The 25120-nt window shown below is 58.4% G+C and carries 18 protein-coding genes and 1 tRNA gene; 14 read left to right on the top strand and 5 right to left on the bottom strand.

Annotation, left to right across the window (positions count from 1 at the left end; all coding sequences use genetic code 11):
- The first annotated feature begins 91 nt into the window (after window positions 1-91).
- The 8 genes from AEAC466_RS35935 to AEAC466_RS35970 all read left to right on the top strand — a co-directional run bounded on the left by AEAC466_RS35935 (window position 92) and on the right by AEAC466_RS35970 (window position 17095).
- A complete protein-coding gene (locus AEAC466_RS35935) occupies window positions 92-868 on the top strand; it encodes a FadR/GntR family transcriptional regulator (RefSeq protein WP_023458726.1) in 777 nt (258 codons plus the stop codon).
- A gap of 127 nt (window positions 869-995) precedes the next feature.
- Window positions 996-2267 (top strand): D-mannonate dehydratase ManD, encoded by a 1272-nt coding sequence (manD, locus tag AEAC466_RS35940; protein WP_023458727.1) that lies wholly within the window; start codon window positions 996-998, stop codon window positions 2265-2267.
- Window positions 2268-2376: 109 nt separating this feature from the next.
- Window positions 2377-5862 carry a glycoside hydrolase family 2 gene (locus AEAC466_RS35945; RefSeq protein ID WP_023458728.1) on the top strand — a complete coding sequence of 1162 codons (3486 nt, stop codon included), beginning with the start codon at window positions 2377-2379 and terminating at the stop codon, window positions 5860-5862.
- Window positions 5863-6021: 159 nt separating this feature from the next.
- Window positions 6022-7746, top strand: coding sequence for a YbaL family putative K(+) efflux transporter (gene ybaL, locus AEAC466_RS35950; protein WP_023458729.1), 1725 nt, complete (start codon window positions 6022-6024; stop codon window positions 7744-7746).
- Window positions 7747-7893: 147 nt separating this feature from the next.
- Window positions 7894-8454 carry a hypothetical protein gene (locus AEAC466_RS35955; protein ID WP_023458730.1) on the top strand — a complete coding sequence of 187 codons (561 nt, stop codon included), beginning with the start codon at window positions 7894-7896 and terminating at the stop codon, window positions 8452-8454.
- A gap of 96 nt (window positions 8455-8550) precedes the next feature.
- Window positions 8551-8922, top strand: coding sequence for a hypothetical protein (locus tag AEAC466_RS35960; protein ID WP_023458731.1), 372 nt, complete (start codon window positions 8551-8553; stop codon window positions 8920-8922).
- Between the two features lie 208 nt (window positions 8923-9130).
- The gene (locus AEAC466_RS35965; RefSeq protein WP_155913686.1) at window positions 9131-13870 is read left to right on the top strand and encodes an autotransporter outer membrane beta-barrel domain-containing protein; all 4740 of its coding nucleotides are present in this window, start codon (window positions 9131-9133) and stop codon (window positions 13868-13870) included.
- A gap of 360 nt (window positions 13871-14230) precedes the next feature.
- A complete protein-coding gene (locus AEAC466_RS35970) occupies window positions 14231-17095 on the top strand; it encodes a hypothetical protein (protein WP_023458733.1) in 2865 nt (954 codons plus the stop codon).
- A gap of 74 nt (window positions 17096-17169) precedes the next feature.
- On the opposite strand, the gene AEAC466_RS35975 is transcribed toward AEAC466_RS35970, so the two are convergent.
- Entirely contained in the window at window positions 17170-17376 is a 207-nt protein-coding gene (locus AEAC466_RS35975) for a hypothetical protein (RefSeq protein ID WP_023458734.1), read from the bottom strand.
- A 30-nt stretch (window positions 17377-17406) separates the two neighbouring features.
- On the opposite strand from AEAC466_RS35975, the gene AEAC466_RS35980 reads away from it, so the two are divergent.
- Window positions 17407-19011 carry an oleate hydratase gene (locus tag AEAC466_RS35980; protein WP_023458735.1) on the top strand — a complete coding sequence of 535 codons (1605 nt, stop codon included), beginning with the start codon at window positions 17407-17409 and terminating at the stop codon, window positions 19009-19011.
- A gap of 79 nt (window positions 19012-19090) precedes the next feature.
- Window positions 19091-19471, top strand: a complete 381-nt coding sequence (locus AEAC466_RS35985) for a hypothetical protein (RefSeq protein WP_023458736.1) — start codon at window positions 19091-19093, stop codon at window positions 19469-19471.
- A gap of 26 nt (window positions 19472-19497) precedes the next feature.
- Here AEAC466_RS35985 and AEAC466_RS35990 read toward each other — a convergent pair whose 3' ends face one another.
- Complete coding sequence (locus AEAC466_RS35990) at window positions 19498-20127, bottom strand: hypothetical protein (RefSeq protein ID WP_023458737.1); 630 nt, start codon at window positions 20125-20127, stop codon at window positions 19498-19500.
- Window positions 20128-20761: 634 nt separating this feature from the next.
- On the opposite strand from AEAC466_RS35990, the gene AEAC466_RS44530 reads away from it, so the two are divergent.
- Both AEAC466_RS44530 and AEAC466_RS44535 read left to right on the top strand, forming a co-directional pair.
- Entirely contained in the window at window positions 20762-20938 is a 177-nt protein-coding gene (locus AEAC466_RS44530; RefSeq protein WP_155913688.1) for a hypothetical protein, read from the top strand.
- A 488-nt stretch (window positions 20939-21426) separates the two neighbouring features.
- The gene (locus tag AEAC466_RS44535) at window positions 21427-22257 is read left to right on the top strand and encodes a hypothetical protein (RefSeq protein WP_155913690.1); all 831 of its coding nucleotides are present in this window, start codon (window positions 21427-21429) and stop codon (window positions 22255-22257) included.
- Between the two features lie 127 nt (window positions 22258-22384).
- Here the strand turns inward: AEAC466_RS44535 and AEAC466_RS35995 are convergent, their stop codons facing one another.
- The 3 genes from AEAC466_RS35995 to AEAC466_RS36005 all read right to left on the bottom strand — a co-directional run bounded on the left by AEAC466_RS35995 (window position 22385) and on the right by AEAC466_RS36005 (window position 24120).
- Window positions 22385-23353, bottom strand: a complete 969-nt coding sequence (locus AEAC466_RS35995) for a tyrosine-type recombinase/integrase (RefSeq protein ID WP_023458738.1) — start codon at window positions 23351-23353, stop codon at window positions 22385-22387.
- A 181-nt stretch (window positions 23354-23534) separates the two neighbouring features.
- Window positions 23535-23619: transfer RNA gene (locus tag AEAC466_RS36000), tRNA-Leu, on the bottom strand.
- Between the two features lie 66 nt (window positions 23620-23685).
- The gene (locus AEAC466_RS36005; protein ID WP_023458739.1) at window positions 23686-24120 is read right to left on the bottom strand and encodes a GNAT family N-acetyltransferase; all 435 of its coding nucleotides are present in this window, start codon (window positions 24118-24120) and stop codon (window positions 23686-23688) included.
- A gap of 186 nt (window positions 24121-24306) precedes the next feature.
- Here AEAC466_RS36005 and AEAC466_RS36010 point away from each other — a divergent pair, with 186 nt between their 5' ends.
- Entirely contained in the window at window positions 24307-24786 is a 480-nt protein-coding gene (locus AEAC466_RS36010; protein WP_023458740.1) for a hypothetical protein, read from the top strand.
- A 76-nt stretch (window positions 24787-24862) separates the two neighbouring features.
- Window positions 24863-25099, top strand: a complete 237-nt coding sequence (locus AEAC466_RS36015; RefSeq protein ID WP_023458741.1) for an alkylphosphonate utilization protein — start codon at window positions 24863-24865, stop codon at window positions 25097-25099.
- Window positions 25100-25120 lie beyond the last annotated feature (21 nt).

Below are 25120 nucleotides of genomic sequence, written 5' to 3' on the forward strand. Positions count from 1 at the left end.
AGCGGACTGCATTAGAGACAGTCATCTGATATATTTGGTGATATATTTTGGATCGGCAGACGCCGATAGGTAAGGGTAGGGCGAAGCAGTCATGTCAATCCCAGCGGACAATCAGAAGCTTTATCAGAACATCATCGCGGCGCTTCAGGCGGATATCGCCGAAGGACGCTTTCGCGAAGGCGATCGCCTGCCGCCGGAACGGGTTCTGGTCGAACGTTTTCAGGTCAGCCGCCTGACGATTCGCGAAGCCATGATCGGTATGGAAATTCTGGGCCTGGTCGCCGCACGGCGCGGTTCAGGCGTCTATGTCACCGCTGCGCCGGCCGGAGGCATCGCCACCAGTGAGCTGGATATCGGTGCCTTTGAACTGACGGCGGCTCGCCGGGTGGTCGAAGGGGAAACGGCGGCGCTGGCGGCCAGCGCGGCCTCGGACGCCGATCTGGCCGAACTGGAAGACGTGCTGACCCGCATGATCGCCGAAAACGCCGAGGGCGAAACCCTGACGCATGATGAGGCCGCCGACCGCGAATTCCACCTGGGCATTGCGCGCGCTACGCAAAACGACGCGCTGGTTCTGGTGGTGAAAACCCTGTGGGACGTGCGCGAACGCTCGCCCCTGGCCATGGAAATGCTGCGCCGCTCACGGTCTGCGGGCGTTAAGCCGCTGATCGACGATCACCGTGCCATTCTCGATGCCATTTCCGCCCGCGACCCGGACGCGGCGCGCACCGCCATGCGCGACCATCTGGGCCGCGTCATCGAAAACCTGCTGGTCGTGACGGAAATGGATGCTATCAATCGGGTGCGGGACGAAACGGCCCGGCTGCGGGGGCGGGCTGGCCTGGCCATATCCCGCGCGGTCGGCTGAGTGCCCATTGTGAAGGGAAAAACCGCCGTTACGCCGATGCCGCCTTGTTTCACCCGACCAGTTCTGTATATTGGTCTGATAAATTTATCTGACCAATAATAACCTAAACGCCCTAAAAGTTCAATTCATGCAAACTAACGACCTCCTGTCTCCTTCCGCCGCACCGACGGCATCTGTCCATCGCGGCGCGGTCATCATCCGTTCAGCCCGTGTCATCGTCACCTGTCCGGGGCGAAATTTCGTCACCCTCAAGATCGAGACGGATCAAGGTGTCTACGGTATCGGCGACGCGACCCTCAACGGGCGGGAAAAATCCGTCGTCGCCTATCTCGAAGAACACGTCATACCGACCCTGATCGGCAAGGACGCTCAGCGTATCGAAGACATCTGGCAATATCTCTATCGTGGCGCCTACTGGCGGCGCGGGCCGGTGACCATGACGGCCATTGCCGCGGTCGATACGGCGCTGTGGGACATCAAGGCCAAGCTGGCGGGCATGCCGCTCTATCAACTGCTCGGCGGCCGGTCGCGCGATGGCGTTTTGGTCTATGGCCACGCCAATGGTTTGGATATCGAACATACGGTCGATGAAGTCGGCCGCTACAAGGAGATGGGCTATCGCGCCATCCGCGCCCAGTCCGGCATTCCCGGCGTCAAGGGCGCCTATGGCGTCGGGCGCGGCGACATGTATTACGAACCCGCCGACGGCACCTTGCCGACCGAAACCCTTTGGAACACGACCGCCTATCTCAGCTATGCGCCGAAACTGTTCGAAAAGCTGCGCGACACCCACGGCTTCGGCATCGAACTGCTGCATGACGTACACCATCGCCTGACGCCGATCGAGGCCGGGCGCCTGGGTAAGGACCTGGAGCCCTACCGTCTGTTCTGGATGGAAGATTCGACACCGGCTGAAAATCAGGAGGCCTTCCGCCTGATCCGTCAGCACACCACGACGCCGCTGGCCGTCGGTGAAATCTTCAACACCATCTGGGACTGCAAGGACCTGATCCAGAACCAGCTCATCGACTATATCCGCACCACGGTGGTGCACGCCGGCGGCATCACCCATCTGCGCCGTATCGCCGACCTGGCATCGATGTATCAGGTGCGCACCGGCAGCCACGGCGCCACCGATCTGTCGCCCGTCTGCATGGGCGCGGCCCTGCATTTCGATACCTGGGTGCCCAATTTCGGCATTCAGGAATATATGCGCCACACGCCGGAAACGGACGAGGTATTCCTGCACGACTACAGCTTCAAGGACGGCTATCTGCATGTCGGCGACACGCCGGGCCACGGTGTCGATATCGACGAAGCCCTGGCGGCGAAATATCCGTATGAACCCAAGCAACTGCCCATCGCCCGTCTTCAGGACGGATCGATGTGGAACTGGTAGGGTTAACCTACAAGGCTGTTAAACTATAAGACAGGTGACGGCGCGGGCATGTATCCGCGCCGCGCCGCAAAACGGGCAAGGCAAACGCTTTTGAAAGGTCAGGGACGTCATGTCGCTTGCTCGCTTGTTGTCACGTCTGTGCATCACTCTTTTGCTCATCGTCGCCGCGCCCGTGGCGGCCAAACCGTCTGAGCAGGAAATCACCGGTCCCTGGCGCTCGGCGCTGTTCGAAGCCGACCCTTCCGGCAAAACGACCGGCGCGGACGCCGCCTATGAAGCGCCGGAATTCAGCGATGCGGCATGGACCGCCGTCGCGGTGCCGCACAACTGGCAGGGCTATACCTATGCCCGTCAGGTGGTCAATGGCAGCCGCCATGGCACGGCCTGGTATCGCAAGACCATCGACATTCCCGCCCGCGCCGCGGGGGAACACGTCTTCCTGATGTTCGAAGGCGTCAATAGCTACGCCACCATCTGGCTGAACGGCAAACCGGTCGGCAGGCATGGCGGCGGTATGACCAGCTTCACCCTCGATGTCACGGCGGCGGCGCGTCCGGGCCGCAACCTGCTGGCCGTGCGCGTCGACAATCCGGCGGGTATCCGGGACCTGCCGTGGGCGGCGGGCGACGACAGCCCGATGAACGGCTTTGCCGAAGGCTCGCAGCCCTTCGGTGTTTTCCGGCCGGTCCACGTCATCGTCAAATCCGGCCTGCGCATCCAGCCGTTCGGCCTCTATGCCTGGGGCACCAAGGCGACCGTCACGGCCGACAGCGCCACGCTCAATGTTCGCAGCGAACTTGAAAATCTCACCGCCACCACACGCCGCTTTCAACTGGTCGATGAACTGGTAGACCGCGACGGCAAGGTCGTCGCCACCGTGACGCGCGACACCGAATTGGCCGCTGGGGCGAAGGTGCGCATCGACCAGGTGTTTCCCGCCATTCCGCGTCCGCACCTGTGGTCGCCGGCCAATCCGTATCTCTATACCCTGCGCGCCCGCCTGATCGAAAACGGCCAGGTCATCGACCGGTCCGAAACCGCCTATGGCATCCGTCATCTCGAAATTGCCACGAATGCCGACGGCACGCGGCAATTGATGATCAACGGCGCACCGTTCTTTATTCACGGTACGGCGGAATATGAACACCTGCTGGGCGATTCCCACGCCTTTTCGCCCGAACAGATCCGCGCCCGTATTGCCCAGGTCAAGGCGGGCGGCTTCAATGCCTTCCGCGACGCCCACTATCCCCACAACCTGCGCTATGGTGAGCAACTGGCGCAGGACGGCCTGATGTGGTGGCCGCAATTCAGCGCGCACAACTGGAACGACACGCCGGAATTTCGCGCCAATTTCCTGGCCCTGCTGGGCGACTGGGTGCGCGAACGGCGCAACAATCCGGCCAACTTCCTGTGGGGGCTGCAAAACGAAAGCACCCTGCCGGAAGCCTTCGTGGCCGAAGCCATGGCCGTGATCCGCGACCTCGACCCGACGGCTTCGGTCGAACGGCTGATTGTCACCTGCAATGGTGGCAAGGGGGCGGACTGGAACGTGCCGCAAAACTGGTCGGGCACCTATGGCGGCGATCCTGAGAAATACGGCGAAGAACTGAAAAAGCAGGGGTTGGTCGGCGAATACGGCGCCTGGCGCTCGCTCGGCCTGCACTCGGAACGGCCTTATCCCGCTACGGGCGTCTATGACGAAAGCACGATGACCCAAATTCTGGAAACCAAGGCGCGGCTGGCGCTGTCGGTCAAGGACCGCGTCGTGGGCGATTTCGTCTGGCTGTTGACGACGCACGAAAACCCCGGCCGCCCCATGCGCGTCGATGGCACCCAGATTTTCGACGGCATCCGTCCGCTCGAACATATCGGACCGGCCAATAACAAGGGGCTGATGACCCTGTGGGGTGAACCGCTTGACGCCTATTACATGCTGCGCGCCAAGACCGTTCCGGCATCGCAAGCTCCGGTCGTCTACATCGTCTCCCACACCTGGCCGGACCGGTGGACCGAACCGGGCATCAAATCCGGGATAGAGGTATTTTCCAACTGCGACAGCGTCGAACTGTTCAACGACGTGACGGGCCAGATATCTCTCGGTGTTCGGCCGAAACCGGCCGACGGCGCGCCCTTTACCTGGGACAAGGTCGATATTCGCTACAATGCCCTGTCGGCGACCTGCCGGATCGGCGGCAAGGCCATGGCGCGCGATGTCGTTACACTTAACCACCTGCCGTCTGCGCCCGATCTGGCGGCGCGCGTCAAGGATCGCAGCGACATCACCAAGGGCAAGACCGGTGCGGCCTATCTTTATCGCGTCAATGCCGGCGGGCCGGACCTGCGCGATGGCGACGGACAGCTTTGGCTGGGCGACCGTCACCTGACCGCCGGCGCCACATGGGGCTGGTCAAGCTGGGCCGACGATTACCCCGATCTCGATCCGGCGCTCGGCAGCCGCCGCGTTCATTACGATGCGGTCGAAGGCACGTCTGAGCAGGCCTTGTTCAGCACGTATCGCTTCGGGCGCGACCGCCTGAGCTACAGCTTCGCCGCTCCGAAAGGCGACTATGAGATCGAACTCTATTTTGTCGAGCCGTGGTATGGCCGCACGGGCATAGACGCCACCGGCTGGCGGTTGTTCGACGTCGCCGTCAATGGCAAGACGGTGCTCAAGGATGTCGATATCTACCACGAGGCCGGGTTCGAACGCGCGCTGAAAAAAGTGGCGAAGGCGTCGTCATCCGATGGCCGTATCGTCATCAGCTTCCCCCGCGTCGCCGCCGGTCAGGCCGTCATTTCCGCCATCGCCATCCGCCAGGCGTCACCGCGCGCCAAGGGGGCGTACGAAAGCGACGGCACCGACCTGATCGCCGCCACCGGTGCGCGGAGCTTCCTCGACAACGGGGACGCCGTCGGCATCGCCAACCTGACCTGGAGCCGCCTGCCGGTCGATCTGCTCGATAGCGACTGGACGCTGACGGCGTTTCGGACCCGTGTCGATTCCGATATCTATATGCCGCTGCGCGACGGCCAGACCGCGCCTGCCGGATGGGCCGATACTGACCTGACTGCGTTGTGGGCAGGCGAGGGCGGCGGCAGGGTCCGCTTCGCCACGCGCCGCTTTGCCGCCGGCGAAACCGTCGCTGCACCGGCCTCCGGGCCGTTACTGGTTCGCCGCCACCTGCCGTCACCCTACGCGCCGGGCGTCTTTACCTTCGTCAAGACGGTCGGCCTGTTCGAAGCCGAAACCGCCAAGCTGGACAAGGCGGTGGTCGGGTCGCGCCTGAAAGGCTATGGCGGCCCAGGCTATGCCGATATCCAGCCGGGCGGCGCCGTCACCTGGACCGTCAGCTACGGCGCGGCCGCGCGCCACAGTTTCAAGTTCCGCTATCAGGGGGCGACGACCGGCCACCTGACCCTGACCGACGAAAGCGGCATTGTCGCCGCCGACATGCCGGTGGCGTTCCCGGCGGGGGAAACAGGTGTCTGGCTTGAAGCCACCATCGAAACGCCGACCCTGGTCAATGCCGGCACCTATGCCCTGACCCTGACGACCGAGACGGGCGTCGTCGTCGATTCCTTGCGGATGCAGTAGGCGGGGTAGGCGCGGTCAAACAGTTTTGTGAAGGGAAAATCGTACGCTTTCGGTTGACAGCCTAGTCCTGCACCCGGAAAGTAAAGCTAATCCGCGATATATGCTCTGTATAGTTGCCATGTTGCGGGCCTTTTCTGTGTCAAACTCTAAAGGCGGCCAATGGACCATCATAATATATCCCTCATAACTACGTTAGCGACCGGTTTTGGATTGGCGCTGGTGTTCGGCTTTATCGCCGAAAAAATCAAATTGCCGGCTCTGATCGGCTATCTATTCGCCGGTATTCTCATCGGGCCCACGACACCCGGCTTTGTCGCCGATATAAACATTGCCTCGCAACTGTCTGAAATCGGCGTCATGCTGCTGATGTTCGGCGTGGGCCTCCATTTTTCCATCGCCGATCTGATGTCGGTGCGCCGCATAGCTCTGCCCGGGGCGGTGGTGCAGATGTCGCTGGCCACCGTGCTTGGCATGGCGCTGGCCATATGGGGGTGGGGCTGGAACCTGGGGGCCGGGCTGGTCTTCGGTATTTCGCTGTCCTGCGCCTCGACCGTAGTGCTGCTTAAAGCGCTGGAGGCGCGCAAGGCGATCGACAGCATGAACGGCCGCATCGCCGTTGGCTGGCTGGTGGTCGAAGACCTAGTGACCGTGCTTGTCCTGGTCCTGCTGCCGCCCCTGGGCCAGCTTCTGGGCACCAACGCCGCCGCCGGGGCGCACGCCACCTTTACCGGCAATATCTGGGCGGAAATCGGCAAGACCTTGCTCAGCGTCGGCGCCTTTATCGCGCTTATGCTGCTGGTCGGGCGGCGCGTCCTGCCGTGGATATTGCTTCAGGTGGCGCGTACCGGCACGCGCGAACTGTTCACCCTGGCCGTTATTGCCGCCGCCATCACCATCGCATGGTGCGCCTCTGAACTGTTCAGCGTTTCGTTTGCGCTTGGGGCCTTCTTCGCCGGCATGGTCATGCGTGAATCGGCCTTCAGCCACCGCGCCGCCGAAGAGTCCCTGCCGCTGCGCGATGCCTTTTCGGTGCTGTTTTTCGTATCGGTCGGCATGTTGTTCAACCCGATGGTTCTGGTAGAAAAGCCGTTGCAAGTGCTGGCTGTCGTCGCGATCATCATATTGGGCAAGGGGATCGCCGCCGCCGCCCTGACCTTGATCCTGCGCTATCCGCTCAACACCGCCCTGACCGTGGCCGCGGGCTTGGCCCAGATCGGCGAGTTTTCCTTCATTCTGGGCGGGCTGGGCGTCAGCCTGGGCATACTGCCGCAGGAAGGCATGAATCTGATCCTGGCCGGGGCTTTGATTTCCATCGCGCTCAATCCGTTCGTGTTCAGGGCGATTGCGCCCGCCACCGCGTGGGTGCTCAGCCATTCCGCCCTGGCGCGCAAGCATGAACGCAGGGACGACGTCCTGTCCGCCCTGCCGGAAACAACCGCGAACAAATACCTGAGCGGTCAGGTGGTCGTGGTCGGTTTCGGCCGTGTCGGCAAACGCCTGACGGCCTCGCTCGACGCGCAGGGCATCGCCTATGTGGTCGTCGAAGAAAACCGCGAACGGGTGGAAGAACTGCGTAAGGCAGGCAAGGCGGCGGTCTTCGGCAATGCCGTTCAGCCGGACGTGCTGGTCCAGGCCCATGTCGCCACCGCCGCCATGCTGGTCGTGGCCACGCCCGATCTGGTCGATATCAGCCAGATGGTCGACGCCGCCCGCCGCATCAATCCGGGTATCGAGATCGTTCTGCGCACCCATAGCCAGGACGAGATGGACTTCCTGCGTCGCGAAAACATGGGCGAGGTGTTTTTCGGCGAGGAAGAACTGGCCAAGAATATTCTGGGTCATATCCTGAAACGCTTCGATACATCGGTCATGCCGGCGCACTGACGCCTGTATTGGTAACGATCGTTATGACACCTTCGTGAGTATTTTTCGGCTAACGTGCTTTGCCGGAAAACCGGTACACGGGTTATACTTTGTCCCTAAGCTTAATGTAGACGGGAACGGGGCGCGATACACTCAGGAGCAAAGGTCATGATCGGCGCATATAGCTATACCATCGTTCAGCCCGCCATACCGTTGCACGCGGTGACGCCGCTGGAACGGCTGGTGCTGGGGGAGGTTATGGACAGCCGTACCCGCCGAAAGCACCTGCACCTGTGCGCCTATGATGATCTGACGACGCGGTTCGACCTGTTCCTTAAAGACGCGGTCGATGCCCTCGACGCCAGCCGGGACCGCGACAGCGTCCTGAACGGCGTCGTCGCCCGACTGATCGCCGCCACGCCCGACGACGCCGACAGCATCAGGCTCGATCTCGACGCCGAAGCGGTGTCGCTGGCCCATATCCTTCAGGATATCGTGCGCCGGTCGGACACACTGACCCATCTGGTCGTTACCTCCGGCTATACCCGATCGGGTCTCGATACTGGCACAGCGGGTGGGGCGGTGAGCGTGATCACAACCTATGACGTCGAACACACATCGACGGACGACAGGATCGAACACTATCTCGACGCCGCTGGGCTGCGCCCCGACCGGGCTGGCGACATAGCTCGGTTAGGCTTGGGTCCCCATACCGCCCGGCTGTATTGAGCGGCGTCGCGGACGGTCTTTTCGCTGTGGGTATCGTCACGCCGTGACTGTTTCATTGCGGCGATTCACCTTAGACCGCTCTGACGGGAGCGCGTCATGTCACTTACCAACGAAAATGTCGAGGCGTTCGCCGCCCTCATGCAGGCCATGCGCGATGCGATGGCCGGCTATGATGTGCCCGAAGGCCGCTCGGGCATTGCCTGCGCCAAAGGCACGATCACCGCACGCCTGAATAACATCAATGTCATATCCGCCGTCCTGGCGGAGCGTGAGCCGAACGCCAAGGACACGTACGAATTTACGCAGACCCTGAACACGCTTAAATGGCTGGCGGGGGATGGCTACGTCACCAGGGACTTCGCCGGCGTCGATCTCAACCTGCAAACCGGCGCCCTTGCCGGCGCGGACAGCTTCGCCGTGGCAATCGAGAGGCTGATGGCCGAACTGGGGACTATGCTTGAGGCTTAGGTTTAGCGCTTCCCGAAACGTGTGATGCAGCGCTTCGCCTCTTGGGCCGACCAGCCTTGTCCAAAGGCGAAGTGCCGGGCGATTGATGTGCGATTTTTGCAGCAATCACAAATTGAAAAATGTGTCGAAACGTCAACAAACAGTATCGACAACGGTAATATATTGAAGATACAACCCGTCCCAGATTTAGATTTTATGGGGGGATAATATGTCTGCATTTGGTATTTCGACGGTTCGGTCGATGCGGAAATATCTTTTCGGGGTTAGCCTTGTCGCGTTGACGGCAGGATATGCCGGTGCAGCATCGGCGGATTGTGTCGGCTCTGACCCCAAAACCTGCTCGGGCGCCACCGTCGGCAAGGTGACGATTACAGAAACCGCAACGGTCGATGTGGAGGCGGGAGCGACCTTATCCGGCGGGGCCGGCGATGACGCAGCTATTGGTGTGACCTCAGGATCGGGGGGACCTACGATTGCCACGATCGTGGTGGACGGGACGGTTTCTGGTAACCGCGCCGGTATTGTCGGCAACGCGACCGCACCAAATTACGCATACCCGTCTACGCGACCCGATATCACGGTTGGAACAGCGGGCCAGATCTTTGGCCAGTCCGCCGTCTATCTCGACCCCGTTTCCGGCGGATCGGGTTACCGCACGGTCATCGCCACGCTTGACAATAGTGGTCTCGTCCAGGGCAGTGTTTACGGGCTGGAGGCTCGTGACAATGCTTCGGGCTTCCTGACCGTCAACAATCGGGCGGGCGGAGTCATTCGCGGAGCAGTGGGCGCCGTTTATGCTCGGGTAGCCAACCTGATCAATGCCGGCCTGATCGATGGTGGGGCCGGTTCAGCTGTCAGCTTCCGCAATATCACGAATACTAATTTCGCTGTTATCGGCGTGGGCGTGACGAATAGCGGCGTCATGACGTCCAATAGCTATCTCGGTACGATCTACGTGCCTGTCGATGGATTCGTAATTAAGAATAGTGGTACAATCCGGAATACGACGGGCTCGGCCATCTATACCAATGGCTATCTCACCTTGTCGAACGCGGCCGGCGGCCTGATAGAGGCGCCCGGCTATGCGGTGCAGGCCAACGGCGGCGCCAACATCATCAATGAAGGGACGATTAACGGCGGCATGTACATCGGGGGAGCCGCCGGATCGGCCTCTATACTGAACAATATAAAGGGCGTGATCAACGGCGACGTGATATTCGGCAACGGTGACGACACGCTGAATGTCGCCTGGGACGCTACGGTCAACCGTATTGCCGGTATTTCAGGGACTATTAATGGTGGTGGCGGGACCAACACCCTGCGTTTCGACATGTCCCAGAGCGTCACCCTAGACAGCGTGTTCTCGCAATTCGTCATGCCGACGAACTTCCAGAAAGTCGGGGTCGTGCTCGGCAGCGGTGTCACCGCGACCTTGAACGGCGATGCGCCGGACGGCCTGTTGATTGGTGGCTCCGGCGATTTCATTACCAACGGGCAGGTGACTTCCGTTGGCGCCGCTTTCGTACAGACCCTTGGCCCCCCTTACGACTATACGTCCCGGCTCGGCTTTACCAACAACGGTGATATCCGCTCGACTTTTTCGCCCGCCGGGGGCGTCATTAGCTATAACGATTATGCCGTATCCTCGTCGAACTTGCGATCGTTCAACAATTCCGGCACGATCTCAGCGGTGGGCGGAAATGGTGTAAACGCCGTGTTCGGTTCGATTCTCGACGCGTCCCCGGATATGACCTTTTCGAACAGCGGCACGATCACAGCCGATGGTACAGCTCTGAACCTTGTGCTTAACGGCGCAACGGGCAGCAACAGCGGTCTCATCCGCTCGACTGGCGGCATTGGAATGACGCTCACTGGTACCATGTCGAATACAGGCGAAATTGACGGGGCGTCGGGGGTTGTCTTGAATAGCGGCCTCTTGTCGAACGCCAGCGCGATCACCGGAGCGACGACCGGGGTGCAGATGTACGGCGGCACCGTGTCGAACAGCGGGACGATCATTGCCGCCAACGGCGCCGGCATAACCACCTATGGCGGTAATATCAATAACCTGGCCGGCGGCGTGATCACCGGCTCCGGCGATGCTATCCAGGGGCCGTATGGCGGCATCACCGTAAAAAATGCAGGCACGATTAATGGCAATGTGAATTTCGCCGGGGCGCCACCTTATTATTACCCCCAGAGCAGCACCTTTGTCGATCAGGGCGGAACCGTGAACGGCAGTGTTTTGTTCGGCTCAGCCGGCGACACCTATGTCACGGATATTTCGACATACGTCGATGGCCGGTTCAGCAATGTCACGGGTACGGTCGACGGCGGCGCTGGCCAGGATACTGTGGTTTTTCAGGTAACCTCATCGACCGCGGCCAAGGTCGGGGTGGTGCCGAGCTTCGAGCGGACGCAGTATGATCTGAACAACGGGGTAAAGCTCGATCTGACCGCGGACCAGTCCTGGAATAATACCTTACTGCTGGCGGGTACAGGCAGTGTGGATTTAACGGGCGACTTTTCGGTCGCCAATGCCCAGGCGCTGGCCGTAACCATGCCGTACGGCGCCAGCTATGCCGACGATCCCGGCACCCTGTCCATTGTCAGCCATGGCAACCTGTCTTTTTCAGAAACGGGTTATAACTACATGGGGGTGTCGTTACTGAACACCACCAGCTTCGAAAATGCCGGAAATATAACCGCCACCAGCGAGTATTTTTTCAGTCCGCCCGCGGCAGCGATCAATGGCGGCGCCCTGGTCACCAATTCGGGCACCATCACGGTAAGCAGTGCGGCGGCTGTGAACGGCGCGTCGAAAGTCGTCAATACGGGCAGCATTTCGCAAGCCGCCAACGGTCAGCCGTCTTACGGTCTTTATGGCGTAAACAATGTTGTCAACAGCGGTACGATCACGACCGGAAATACCGCGGTCACGCTCAGCTACTATAACTATTATCAGCCCGCGCCCGGGGCTTCCCTAGTCAATAGCGGCCTTATTCGCAGCACCGGCGCCAACGCAGTCGAACTCTATTACTCGTATGGCCCGGCGGACCTCACCAACGCTGCCACTGGCCAGATCATCAGTGACACAGGGTATGCGATATATGGCGGCGGATATGGCGCCACCCTGCACAATGACGGGGTCATCAGCGGCAATATCGGCCTCTATGGCGACACCCTGATCGAAAACCATGGTACGATTACCGGGCGTATAGATTTGAACTACGGTAACAGCACGCTTCGCCTGACCGGCGGTACGTTTACCGGTTCCGCGAACGTCTATGGCGGCTATGGCCGGCTTGAACTGGCGGTTACGGATGCCAATGCGCCGACCCTGGCGCTGGGAACCTCCGCCTTTAACGGCTTCTCGGAATTGGACATGCAGGCCGGTACGGCCTCCATGGGCGGAAGCTACACATTCGGTAAGATCGATGTCTCCGGCGGCCGGCTGATCGGCCTTGCCGGCTCTCAGTTGTCGGCGCAGACCATTACCGTCGCCTCAGGGGCGACCTTTGGTTCGGCCGGAACCGTGTTTGGCGATCTGACCGTAAATGGCACCCTCAGCCCCGGCGCGTCTCCGGGCACCATGACAGTCGTGGGTAGTGTCAGTCTGGCCAAGGGCTCGACGTCGCTGTTCGAACTGACGCCGACCGTCAACGACAAATTGCAGGTCATGGGCACGCTTACGATCGCAGATGGCGCGACCCTTAAATTTTCAGGGGTGCCGAATGTGACGCCGGGTAAAAGGCTCGATCTCATAGTGGCCAGCGGCGGCATAACGGGAGCGTTCTCGACCATTTCCGGCTTGCCCGGCAACCTCCACCTCATCCAGTCGGATGACAGCCTCCAGGGGCTGGGGCTGTTCTCGACCAATCCAGACTTCTCGTCCCAGGTGTCGGCGCTTGTCACCAACCTGAACGCCTCGCTGATCGATGGCAAGGTCGGCGCCTCTCTGATCGATGCCATGCCGGCCCTGGTCACCGCGACCGGCGAAAGCGACGCGGCCGCTCTGACCCGCCTGACGCCGCAAGCCTATGCGTCGGCATCGCAACTCGCCGCCGAAAATGCGCTGTCCGTCATTGACGTCCTGCGCCAGGAGTCGCATTTCGCCACGGACGCCGCAGGGCCGTTCGCTTTTGCCCAGGCGATCAACAGCGGGCGAAAGCTGGCGGGCGACGGCGCCAGCGGCATAACCTCGGCCAGACTGAATAACGACGGCATCGTGACCGGTATCGGCTATGGCACCCAATCCGCCTGGGTAAGCGCGTTTTTCGGCCGTCTGAACGGCGTGGAAAAGCTCAGCGCCCTCGACGCGCGCACGACGGCCAACAGCCTTGTCATAGGCACCAAGGGGCAGGTCCGTATCCATGGGGTCAAGTTGGGTTTGATGGCCGCCTATGACCGAGCCGATGCTTCAACAAAGCGTTCGGCGCCGGGCGATATCATGGCAACGGGCCGTTATGCGCTTAAGAGCGTCATGGCCGATCTGGATATATCCTATCGTGCCAGGCTGAATGCCGATTGGGCGTTTGAGCCCCGCCTGGGCGCTAGCTACATCAGCACGACGCGCGACGGCGTCACCGAACAAGGGGGCGGCGCCTTTGCCCTTACCGTCACGGACGGAAAGTCATCGGACTGGTTCATCGATGGGCAGATTGAATTGCAGGGCGGCCAGCATCCCGGCGACCGCTTGCATCCGTTTGCCTCCGCGGGCGTCATCAGCCGCACCGGCGGGGAGGGCGGCCTTGCTTCGGCGTCGCTGAGCGGTCTTGATTTTTCCGTCCTGGCCGATGGCCTTGACCGGAGCGGAACGCGCGCCACCCTTGGCGTCGGCATTCGCTATGATGTCTCTGACCGGTTAAAGACCTCGGCAGGCTTTGACGGCGAATTTGGCGACAATGGCCGCCAACGTCTAACGGTAGGGCTTCACTGGGCTTTCTAGAGCGCGTCCAGACCAGTTTGCCTCCACGTCGGAGGCAGTCAAACTGTGTTTCGGGAAAAATGCCCAAGCACCTCGTGCCGATTTTAGGATGCGTTTGCAATTAAGCCAACGCATCCGAGCTTTTACCTGCCGGCGGCACTGACAAGGGGATGCAAATCGGCGTTGATCTACCACCTGATGTTAGGGGGAAATCGGCACACTGGTGAACCTATTTTCCATCACATTTTTTAAGAACGTTGATATGTGACCTTTTGGCCTCAGCTAAAGGTTGAACGTACACGCAGTGCAAATTGCGCGTTTCGGATATTGTTAACGGATGTTAACCTTCCTTTGGGGCTGAAATCAAAGGGGGCTTGGGCTATGCCGTTCGAAGGACCACAAAAGCAAGAGAAGATCGAAAAGCCTGCAAAGGCAAGATTCAGCTTGTTCGACTGGATGGTGAACTGGATTAAGGGTATCGACCGGAAATCCTTGACGTCCTGGTTGCCGGCCTTTTCCACGGCCTGCCTATTGGTCAGTCTGCTGGTCTTCAGCCTAATCAGTTACATGGCCTATGATGTTCTTGGGGATGGCGACGAATCCCTGCGCTCCTTCCCGATGGTCGCGGCTTTTCAGATTGGCGTGTTGATTACCCTCTTCCTTTCGACGCTGATTGATGCGTCGGAACCAGAGGCCTTGAATTCCAGTGCCGATCCCAATTCGGACGGCTATCGCTTCCCTTTCGCTGTCAGCATTCAGGCGAACTTTATCGAGGCGCTGGGTATCACCGGCACCATCATCTTCCTTTTTGCGAAAGATATCATCGATAAGATCGGTGGCGATGAGGGGGAATTGCCGCTTGTACATCTGGCATTTAGCGCCTTGCTTCACCTTGGCGAAGGAGAATCTGGCAAGGGGGCAGAACAGGCTAATACCCTTTGGGACATCGTAAAGTTGCCTGAAATTGCCACGCTTTTGGTGCTGGCCCTGTCCATTTTTCTCGCCCTCTATGGCTTCTCAATCATCAAACGCAAAAATGAGCTTGAAAGCGGCGACGACGGTTCGGGCATATTCACGTCGATTTTCAAGGGGAAGGGCGCGGTGGATGTTCCCGCACCCACAAGCCCCAAGACGTTGGAGCTGCAGATCGATAAACTGGAAGCGGTCCACAGGCGCCTGGTGGAAAAGGCAAAAAAACAGCATGAGTTAGCGAAGGACCTTCAGGCGCGAACAGGAAACGCCTCAGCCGACACCGGCATCGCCGATGAAATTGCCAGGCATGAAGGTCAGATAGCGGCATTGGGCGCGCAAAGAGATGTGCTCACCAGGGAAGCTACAGAGTTCGATAGCGTTATTTCCACCGTCGCGGCGCTTATTGAAACAGCACAAAAGCGGCTTGAAAGCAGCGAGCGGTCGTTTGCTGACAAACTCTATGGTCGTCTTCTTGGCTGTCTTTCAGCAGCCCTGAACGGCCTGAAGTGCTGCAAGGAGGCCTATTCTGAGTTTGATGCCAAGCTGGCCGATGATATTGAAAAGTTGAAGGCGGGGATCGGCGGCAGGCATGCAGAGCGTGAGCGCCTGGAAGGAATGATTCAGGCCATTGAGCAGGAGGCGACGCGGCTCGAAAGCGATGCGACGGAATTGCAGAGCCGCATCGCGGACATGAAGACGCTGCTGCAGAATATGCTTGCGGACCAAGCGGCATGGGAACGGACCGTGGCCCCCAAGTCCTGGTGGGCGAACGTGACAGGCAATCAACTGGTCGTCACCTCGCCGATTGCACCGGGAACCTACACACGTGACCAAGTTGTCCCAGCAAAGACCAAGAGTGCGGAATGGGAAAAATACCAGACTTCGATCTTGTGGATGTTCCTCTTCACGGTGGCGGCCGGTGTGCTGGATGACCTGTTGATCGAGCTGCCACAGACCGGGCAGGGTGGCTACGGCATCGCCGATTTTCCCGTTCTTCTGCTAGGTCTTTGTGCGTTCTACTTCTTCCTGAAATTCTTCTTTCCCATCGGGTTTGTCGGATCGTGGCGGTCTATCGCGACGGCGCCGGCAAAGCCGGGTGCTGGCACGGGGTATGCAACCATCGACACGCGGTGGCAGGAAACGGTGAGGGTAACCAAGTGGAACCTCGTCGCCATAGTGTTGGTATTGGCCTTAGGCGTGGCCGTGACCTGGGGTGTCAATTCCAAACTCGGTTCGTCCGGTGAGACCCCGAAAGCGACCCAGACGTCTCAAACCTCTCCGGGTGCGAAGGCGGATGCGCGCGGCGAGGCCACAGGGCATCCTGCCGCAACTGAAGCTTCGGGTGAGGCGGAAAAAAAGATCTTGTGGCGTGACATGACGCCGGCGCAGAAATGGCAATTTGTCACCAGTGATAAGAATGAATTCTTCATTCCCTCCATTGCGCTTGCGTTTATAATCGTCGGCCTGATCCTGCTTTTCCCGTTCGCAATCTATGCCATCGAATCCATCCAGGACCGTTTGCGAAAGGCCGGATTTATAGAGAAAATCCTGATCTATTGCGGTTTGGTTGTGGCGCTGATCGGATTGGTGGCCGGTCTTATACTGGCGGCACTCGGGCTTGCGAACTTGCTCCGCGCCGCGACGCCAACCAATACCAGCCCTCATCAACCTCCCGTCGCGACCACCCAGACGGTTTACGTCGACCGCTATCCGCCGCAATTGCAGTGTGAAAATGAAGGCATATCGCAAACGATCAATGGTCTGCGGGTTGTGTCCTGGAAATTCGCCCAGTCAAGCACGCTTGACGTGCGCGAAGACATCAAGACCTGCAAGATTGTTCTTCCCAAACCAGTGGCGTCAGATGGCGCTTTCGACTTCGTGGTTGTGGTCGGTATGGCGTCGCAGGAAGGCGGCTTGAGCCAACCGGATGAGGAAATCACGCGGGCAGGGGAACGCATTCGGAATGCAGAAAAGCAGCTAGAAGCGACCGATGGTTACGTGCAATACCAATGGAACCTCGGCTACCATAAGACGGACGAAGCCAAACTGACGCCGCCTCAAACGGCAATACAACGCCCGCTCGTTATTATTACGGGCCAAGCCAGCTCCGTCGACGCCGTCAAGGCAACGGCGGAGAAAGTCCTGAAGGACATGCATATCGATCCGTCCAACTACGCAGATCAAACGGCTGTCAATTATCCGACAACGGAGCCAAGAGGATTGGTTTGCAAAAAGGGCTGCGAGACAAAGGGCGCCGACGGCTCGAAGCCTTAGCGCTTCATCCGCCGGACCGTAGCGGAACGCGAGCCACCCTTGGCATCGCTTTCGCTACGGTATCTCCCGGCGGCTTATTTAGCCGTGTCCTGATACGTGCGGTGAACTGCCGATAGCGCCTCGGACTGCCAGCGGCAGATTGCCGCGATTTGACCAAAGTCAAACCGATAGACCACCGACGGGTTCATGATCCGTGCGGTAAAGTTGCGCCGCGCCTTTGTGTTCGGGAGGCGGCCATTTTGCGCAATTGTCTTTTGATCCGTGGCGCGGCCTTGCGTCATCCGGATGGTTTTACAGAAAAGGTCCCTCACATGGACACCTCCGTAGCAAACGCACTCTCCTTATCCCGGTCCGATCGTCGCGCCCACCTGATTGGTGGCGGCATCGGGTCATTGGCGGCGGCGGCCTTCATGATCCGCGACGGCAATATGCAAGGCAGTCATATCACCATCTATGAGGCCCTGCCGGTCGTGGGCGGCAGCCTGGACGGCGCCGGCAATCCGGCCGATGGCTATCGCCTGCGGGGCGGCCGTATGCTGACAACCGACAATTACGAATGCACCTGGGACCTGTTCAAGGGGATACCGTCGCTCAATGACCCGGCCACGACGGTGTATCAGGAAACCGTGGCCTTCAACGAGAAGCGCAGATCCCATGCCATGGCGCGGCTGGTCGATAAGAGCCGCCATATCCTGGACGTCAAATCCATGGGCTTTTCGATGCAGGATCGCCTCGAACTGGTGAAAATCTTCGAAGCCTCCGAAGCCGAATTGGGCACCAGCTGTATCACCGACTGGCTGTCCCCCGGCTTTCTGGAGACGCCGTTCTGGTACATGTGGCAGACAACCTTTGCCTTCCAGCCCTGGCACAGCGCCGTCGAATTCAAGCGCTATTTGCATCGTTTCATGCTGGAATTCACCCGCATCGAAACCCTGGCCGGCGTCAAACGCACGGTCTACAATCAGAATGACTCCCTGGTCCGCCCCCTGGTGCGCTGGCTGAAGGCGCAGGGCGTCCAGTTTCAGAGCAATTGCCAGGTCAACGATCTGGAACTCACGCAAGAAAACGGCAAGCACGTCGTCACCGCCATCAAATCCACGCGCGACGGCAAGCCTGAGACCATCCCCGTCCGCAATGTCGATCTGGTCATATTGCAAAACGGCTCCATGACCGACGCCTCAAGCTTCGGCTCCATGACCCAGGCGCCGCAAAAGCTGGGCAAGGCCGAAAGCCACAGTTGGGCGCTATGGGAAACCCTCGCAAAAGACCGGCCAGAATTCGGCGTGCCTTCGGTCTTTAACTCAAGCATCCCCGAAAGCTATTGGTTGTCGTTTACGGTGACCTTGCCCGACACGGCCTTCTTTGACGCCATGCAGAAATTTTCGGGCAACGAAGCCGGCACTGGCGGTTTGGTGACGTTCAAGGACTCCAACTGGTTGATGTCGATCGTTCTGGCGCACCAACCGCATTTCGCCGATCAGCCCGCAAGTGTGCAGGTCTTCTGGGGCTATGGCCTGCATCCGGACCGCATCGGTAACTTCGTCGTCAAGCCGATGTCGGACTGCACGGGGGCCGATATCCTGCAAGAGCTGTGCGGCCATCTCAATTTTGACCCGCACATCGTGCAGTCAGCCAATTGTATTCCGTGCCGGATGCCCTATATCACCAGTATGTTCATGCCGCGGTCGCACACGGACCGGCCTTTGCCGGTGCCTGAAGCCTCGCATAACCTGGCCTTCGTCAGTCAGTTTGTTGAGGTGGCTGACGACGTGGTCTTCACGGTCGAATATTCCGTGCGGGCGGCTATGATCGCCGTCTACCAACTGCTCGATATCCAGCGTCCGGTCGTCCCTATCAATCGCCACGACAATTCACTCACGGTCGACATACAGGCGGTGTTCAAGGCCTTGGCCTGATCGCATCCGTTTGGTTTTCAAAAGCTATCACCCGCAAGAACTATCACCCAGAAGAGCTATCTCCCAAGGAGCTATCACGATGTCATTTTTCCATGCCGTACTGCTCATCGATCATCACACCGCAAAAATCCTGCAATTCGATGCGAAGCAGGTCGAAATCGAGACCGTATTCGAAAAGACCCTCCATACCCGTCAGCACAACAGCGAGGTGCGGACCGAGCATGAATTTTTCACGGAAGTCTGCAATGCGCTCGATGGCATAACCGAAATACTGGTTGTCGGGTCGCACATGGCCCAGGCCGACTTCCGGCGAAATATCGAAAAGCATCACGCTGCGGTTGCCAAGCGGGTTGTCGGCTGGGAAACGGTCGATCATCCGACCGATGCCCAATTGGTCGCCTTCGCCCGGCATTATTTCGCCGAGCATGAGCGGGAGGCGCAATCCCCGCCCGCCGAGTGAGCGCTTATTCCGGGTAAATATAAGTTTCAGGATGCTAGATAAGGTGGCAATTGCGTGCCGATATCGCTCATTAGTATCAGCGCGCATTCCACCGTCCGGCCGTCATTGCCGACAAGCTCTATCGTTCCCGCCGGCATCGTATCGTCCCAGGCGAAGTTATCCGACATGACTTTCAGCATCTCGCGCTTATAGGCCGTATCGAGATTATCCAGTTGATCGCCCTTGGTCTCCAGCAGGGTGATGCGGTTCGGCTTATTGTCACAGCGCACGGCAAACACGAAATCCGGATAAATCTTCGCCCGTTTCCAGCCTTGCAGCCCGTATTGCGACCGCGCCACATTGCGGTGCCACCAGATCAGCGCCTTGTCGCTATCGAGATGAACGGCGACATTCTGTTCTTCGCCGTTGAGATCCTTTTCATAGAGCGGCGCGAACAGACTATGCTCCAGCGGCCCGCCCGTTTTGCCGACAAGCTGCCGCGCTCCTTCCGGTTCAGTCGTTTCCATATAAAACGGCAGAGGCCAGTTATTGCCGTCAACGCGCAGACGAAACTGAATCCGCCCGGCCGCGACATTGTCCTTGAAGACGGCTTCGGCGCGGCCTGTGCGTTCAGATTCCAGTCCTTTACGCAGTTCCTCCACGATCAGGCTGGACAAGGCGCCGATCTTCGCGCCGTCAAACCCGAGCGCCCCAAGGAAATCAAAAATTTAATAATGAGATCATTTCAGACGAGACCCCCATCGAGCCCCTCGAGACCCCCAGTCCCGGTGTTATGTATTGATCACGGTCCGGATTTGTCAGATTGGATGCAGCAGTTGTTCAACATGCTTCCGGTTAGGCCAGGCCTCACGGTTGAGGCGTTGGCGACCGCATTTCACCATTAAAAGTGGTATTGGTAAACTTGAACCTATGTGGTCTCAGGCGGATCAGATGGCTAGGCATCAACAAGGCAGCCCTTCAAATCCACTTCACCTGCATCGCTTATGGAACACTGTTTGTTTCAGTTGCCTTGCTGACCAAAAGCGAAAAAATCACCCAACTTTCGTCCTTTTTTGTAGCGGTTGTTTTTATTTTCTCACCGAATGAACATTTTCTAGTTCAGGTGGCATTGTTTGTTCTCTTTTCTCGCCTATTTACGTATATACGTACAGGAGCGTTTATGTCGGGTTCGTATGCTGGTTTGTGGGTCTGGGCGTATGGCGTTGTCTGTAATGCTTTGGCTTGGGTATTTCTCCGGGCTACTCTTTTCAATCTTACGTCTAGCGGCAGGCTGCTACACAAGGAGGCGTGATGTTGTTTGGAATCTTTGCAAGGCCGGTGCCGCCGGAAGGAAGCCGAGCTGTAGCTGTAATGGTTGTGAAATCAGAGAGTAAGTTTTCAGAAATGCCGCCGGTTGTTACCGTTGGGGCATCGATCGCTCTTATCAATCAGACCCAAAAGCAAACCTTACTGCCAAAGGAAGAATGAGTGCGGGGCTCAGCTGCGGATATGTGCGCTCGTCAGCCAATGACCCGCGACCATTTGTTACAGACTGTATAGGCACTCTTGTCCCCCCGGAATCGTTGTTTAACAAATTCTTCACGAAATAGCCGCGCAGTCAACCTCTGGTGTTGATTGTAATTAGCGCTAGATGAGCTAAGTGTCCTCATTCTCTTTCGAATTCCGGGTACGCTCTTCTGCAAGCATGAGACAAGCCGGAAGCATCCCGCGAACGTGTCCTATGGTGGCGCAGTGGTGATAGGATTGTCTCATGCATCTGCGAGATGGGACTAAAATTCTTGTTTGAATGGCCAATGAGCTTACATCCCGGTCGCAACGTGACGCGCCGAGAATGTTAACGATCCTGCGCGGAGCACACACCTGATGAGTGTGCCCTTGCCACTTGACTCTCGCAATGGTGGCGAGCATTAACTAAACGCGCAGTTATTTTACTGGTCAAGCCAAGGGGAAGGAACATGAGGGTATCTGACTTAGTTCTGGTTGCGTTTTGCGGCCTTGCGATAAATACCACGACCGAAGCGAAGGTCTTTAGCGTCAAACTTCCAAAGGAAGTTACAAGCAAACCAGACATTCGAAAGTTAGCGATTGAGACTATGGCGTCAAAATCGGGAGCTGCGTGGACGCCTCCTGGCGCTATTTCTTCAAGCGGGGAAGTAATCTTGAAGGGACGCCAGTACTTCACCCCAACTCCCGCCGGCGACGTTCAGATCAGTTTGCCAACGGGACGGACGACCTTGGGGGCACTTGATAGCGCACAGTTATCCAAGGTATTCGATATAGTTGACGAGTCTGTCCAAATTGAAGAAATAAATGCTGACGGATCTATCGTTTCTCCTGTCGCAGGTGGCACAATTAAAAAAGGCTTTTATCAAGTCACCTACTACTACTACCGGTACACTACCGTCCCATGCGCCAGAGGAGCGCCTGGATCGGGTGGAATCGCCATTGGCTCAGGCCTTCGCGTGACAGCAGTTCTATCTAGCGCAAAATCCAACGTCTCAGTCTCTGGTTTTATGCCCTTAGCCCTTGCGGCTTCAAACAACCGTGTCCAAGGACATTTAAGGGTTCAAGCTTTCGGAATAGGATCTGGAACCAACACTATTTCAAGCTACTTGTCCGGTGCTTCCGATTTGAATCCTGAAACCATCCGAAAAGCGGTGGAATCGTTCGGGGTCGTTAAGGCTGTTTTCGAAACTTCAAATCTGACGCTCTCGCCAAATTATCTATTTGTAGAGTCCGATGACATTGGGAAGTGTTTAGCCGATTTGGCTACGCCGAGTACGTAAAATATATGGCTTCTTGACCATTACCCTAAATGATTGTCGAATGTCGGTTAAAGTACCCGTTAGATCGTGCTTACTTTGGAAAGATTAAAGACGAGGTCGACGCGGCGGCATCCTATTCTAAAAATTTTCATACCGGATTGAACGGAACGTAGATTTTGGTGGTAACTGCGCTACGGCCTGAATCCTTGTGCGCCGGGAACACCAGTTTGTAATTGCCGAACCTGACATGTGCTTCATTGATAATTGCCAACGACTGGCGAGATAGTGGAACGGAATGAGGTTCCCGCATCTTCATTTTCTCAGACGGTATTTTCCAGACGCAGTTGCCACGGTCCACTTCCGTCCATTCGGCGCTGCGAAGCTCTCCGGGGCGCACGAATATATGAGGTAGGAGCCTTAAAGCCAGCCGCGTGCCGATGTAGCCGTGGTAGGCTTCAATATCCCGCAAGAGCTGGCCGAACGCACCCGGATCAATAATGGCCGCGTGGTGCCGCACTTTTGGTTTTATGAGCGCTTCCCCCAGTTCGGCGGCGGGATTTGTCGCAGCTCGCCCCGTCAGGATGCCGTAGCGGCAGACCCTTGAGATAAAGGCTCTGATGCGGTTTGCCGTCTCGTGATGTCCGTTGGCTTCCACCTTGCGGATGGCCATGAGTATCTCGTAGGGCATCAGATCAACGAGCGCCTGGTCGCCAAGGTCCTTTTCGATGAGGGAAAAGAACCAGGCCATCTTGTAGAGCGTTTTCTCTGAAAAGCCGTCCTTGCGCTTTTTCTCGATAAATTCGTGCGCGACGACACGCAAGGTGCTGCTCTTCTCCAGAATTTTTGCCTTTTCCTCGCGTTTCCGTTCCTCGTAGGGATCGACCGCGTTGGCAAGCAGGAGGCGGGCGTCGTCACGCCTCTGCCGCGCATCTTTAAGACTTATCTCCGGATAAGAACCGACGGACAGCACTTTCTCAGTGCCTTGCCATCGATACTTCACCCGCCAGAATTTTCCACCCGACGGCGTGACAAAAAGATAGAGACCGCCCTCATCGTAGAGCTTGAATGGCTTAGTTGTCGGCTTCGCATTGCGTGCCGTCATTTCCGATAGAGCCATGTTCCCTCCTGGAACTTAATAGCAACGTACCGTGTGACAGCTTTCGGGCTATACCCCCAATTATGCCCCAAAATCGCGTGGATGGGGGTGGAAACTGGTGGACGGCCGTGGCCTGCGACACGTATAACCTACCAGATTTTAAGGGATTTTTCAAGTAGTCCACAGGGCCTGTGGATAACCTTGGTGCCCCCGGTCGGACTCGAACCGACACTCCTCTCGGAACCGGATTTTGAATCCGGCGCGTCTACCAATTCCACCACAGGGGCAACTGAGGAAGAGCCGGGTTGATAATGGCTTTTGCCGCACCGTGCAAGCCGAAAAAACGCCTAAAATCAGAGAGACTTGTGCATGCTTATGTGGGGTAGGGTGACTTCGTCGAAGACATTGCCCTCTGCGGCGTACCCGTGCCGTTCATAGAAGGCCTGCGCCGTTAGGCGGGCGGCCAGGGTGATGCGGGTTTTGCCGGCGGCGCGGGCTGCGTCTTCGGCCGCGCTCAAAAGCTGCGCGCCTATGCCCTTGCCCTGCTGCTCATCGTCCACCGCCATCTGGCGCAGCTTGGCCGTCACATCGTCATAGGGCGCGATCAGCACCGTCCCCACCAGATCGTCGCCGTCAAAGGCCCCCAGATGCGTATCGTCTGCTTCGGCGGCCAGTTGCGCCGAGGTGAAGTCCAAACCGAGCGGCGTGCGCAGGATGGCGCGCCGCAGATTGATGGCAGCGGCGTAATCGGCGGAGCCGTGGGCAATGGGGCGAACGCGGAGGGGCATGGGCTTTTTCCTGAGTGTCGCGCCCTTTTAACGACCGCCCGTCCACTAGACAAGCGGCGCCCCGACAGACGCAGGCCGGTCAGACTTTCTGATGAGATGTTTATAAAAAAGCCTTAGGCCGGACATGGTTTCGTGAGACCATCCTCCCTAAATCTGCAAATCGAATATCGTCCCAGGAGACACCGCATGAGATCGTTCGGCAAGACCGTTGCCTTAGGCAGCGTCGGCATGGCGTTGGCCGCATCCACCCTGCTGGCCGGCTGTACACCGAAGCCAGGCCCGGATGAAGCCGCGTCGTCTCAATCCTCCGAATCGGCGGCCATGTCGATCACCGCCGCCGAAGCCGCGCAACACGCCGTGTCCAGCGCCATGTCGAGCTTCGATGCCACCGGCTATGTCGGCAAATGGACCGGGCCGGAAGGCACGTCGCTCACCATTACGCCATCCGGCACCCCGGCAGGCAGCGAATATGAGGTCGTCATCCAGAACCTCGACGGGCCGCGCACCTTCAAAGGCACCCTGGAAGGTGACGGCATCCACATCACTCGCGACGGCGCGCCCTTGGTCATCCATAAGGGCAATGGCGCGGCCACCGGCATGAAGTGGCTGGCGGAAAAAACCGATTGTCTGGTCGTTGCGGCCAACGAAGGCTATTGCAAGGGCTAGTCAAGAGGCCCCACATGTCGTAGGGGCTTTTGCCATCCGGGGCGGCATTTCGCGGCCCCAACCCAGTGAGGGCCCTATGGCGAACGACGAAGATGAACTGATTGTAAAAGATTCCAACGGTACGCAGTTGCACGATGGCGACAGCGTCACCCTGATCAAGGATCTTAAGGTCAAGGGCAGCGGCGGCGTGACCCTGAAACGCGGCACCCTGATCAAGAATATCCGCCTGACCTATGACGAGGCGGAAATTGAGTGCAATGCCGATAAGGTCAAGGGCCTGGTGCTGCGGACCGAATTTGTCAAGAAGGCGTAATCGCCCATAGTTTAAGCCCCG

This window comes from Asticcacaulis sp. AC466, assembly GCF_000495815.1.
Classification (GTDB): Bacteria; Pseudomonadota; Alphaproteobacteria; order Caulobacterales; family Caulobacteraceae; genus Asticcacaulis.

What these genes read in the sequence shown, in the direction of transcription:
- ybaL (WP_023458729.1), top strand. Translation starts at nt 6,022, where the DNA reads ATGGACCATCATAATATATCCCTCATAACTACGTTAGCGACCGGTTTT.
- AEAC466_RS35960 (WP_023458731.1), top strand. Translation starts at nt 8,551, where the DNA reads ATGTCACTTACCAACGAAAATGTCGAGGCGTTCGCCGCCCTCATGCAG.
- AEAC466_RS35955 (WP_023458730.1), top strand. Translation starts at nt 7,894, where the DNA reads ATGATCGGCGCATATAGCTATACCATCGTTCAGCCCGCCATACCGTTG.
- AEAC466_RS36015 (WP_023458741.1), top strand. Translation starts at nt 24,863, where the DNA reads ATGGCGAACGACGAAGATGAACTGATTGTAAAAGATTCCAACGGTACG.
- AEAC466_RS35985 (WP_023458736.1), top strand. Translation starts at nt 19,091, where the DNA reads ATGTCATTTTTCCATGCCGTACTGCTCATCGATCATCACACCGCAAAA.
- manD (WP_023458727.1), top strand. Translation starts at nt 996, where the DNA reads ATGCAAACTAACGACCTCCTGTCTCCTTCCGCCGCACCGACGGCATCT.
- AEAC466_RS36010 (WP_023458740.1), top strand. Translation starts at nt 24,307, where the DNA reads ATGAGATCGTTCGGCAAGACCGTTGCCTTAGGCAGCGTCGGCATGGCG.
- AEAC466_RS35935 (WP_023458726.1), top strand. Translation starts at nt 92, where the DNA reads ATGTCAATCCCAGCGGACAATCAGAAGCTTTATCAGAACATCATCGCG.
- AEAC466_RS44535 (WP_155913690.1), top strand. Translation starts at nt 21,427, where the DNA reads ATGAGGGTATCTGACTTAGTTCTGGTTGCGTTTTGCGGCCTTGCGATA.
- AEAC466_RS35975 (WP_023458734.1), bottom strand. Translation starts at nt 17,376, where the DNA reads ATGACGCAAGGCCGCGCCACGGATCAAAAGACAATTGCGCAAAATGGC.
- AEAC466_RS35945 (WP_023458728.1), top strand. Translation starts at nt 2,377, where the DNA reads ATGTCGCTTGCTCGCTTGTTGTCACGTCTGTGCATCACTCTTTTGCTC.
- AEAC466_RS35995 (WP_023458738.1), bottom strand. Translation starts at nt 23,353, where the DNA reads ATGGCTCTATCGGAAATGACGGCACGCAATGCGAAGCCGACAACTAAG.
- AEAC466_RS36005 (WP_023458739.1), bottom strand. Translation starts at nt 24,120, where the DNA reads ATGCCCCTCCGCGTTCGCCCCATTGCCCACGGCTCCGCCGATTACGCC.
- AEAC466_RS44530 (WP_155913688.1), top strand. Translation starts at nt 20,762, where the DNA reads ATGTTGTTTGGAATCTTTGCAAGGCCGGTGCCGCCGGAAGGAAGCCGA.
- AEAC466_RS35980 (WP_023458735.1), top strand. Translation starts at nt 17,407, where the DNA reads ATGGACACCTCCGTAGCAAACGCACTCTCCTTATCCCGGTCCGATCGT.
- AEAC466_RS35965 (WP_155913686.1), top strand. Translation starts at nt 9,131, where the DNA reads ATGTCTGCATTTGGTATTTCGACGGTTCGGTCGATGCGGAAATATCTT.
- AEAC466_RS35970 (WP_023458733.1), top strand. Translation starts at nt 14,231, where the DNA reads ATGCCGTTCGAAGGACCACAAAAGCAAGAGAAGATCGAAAAGCCTGCA.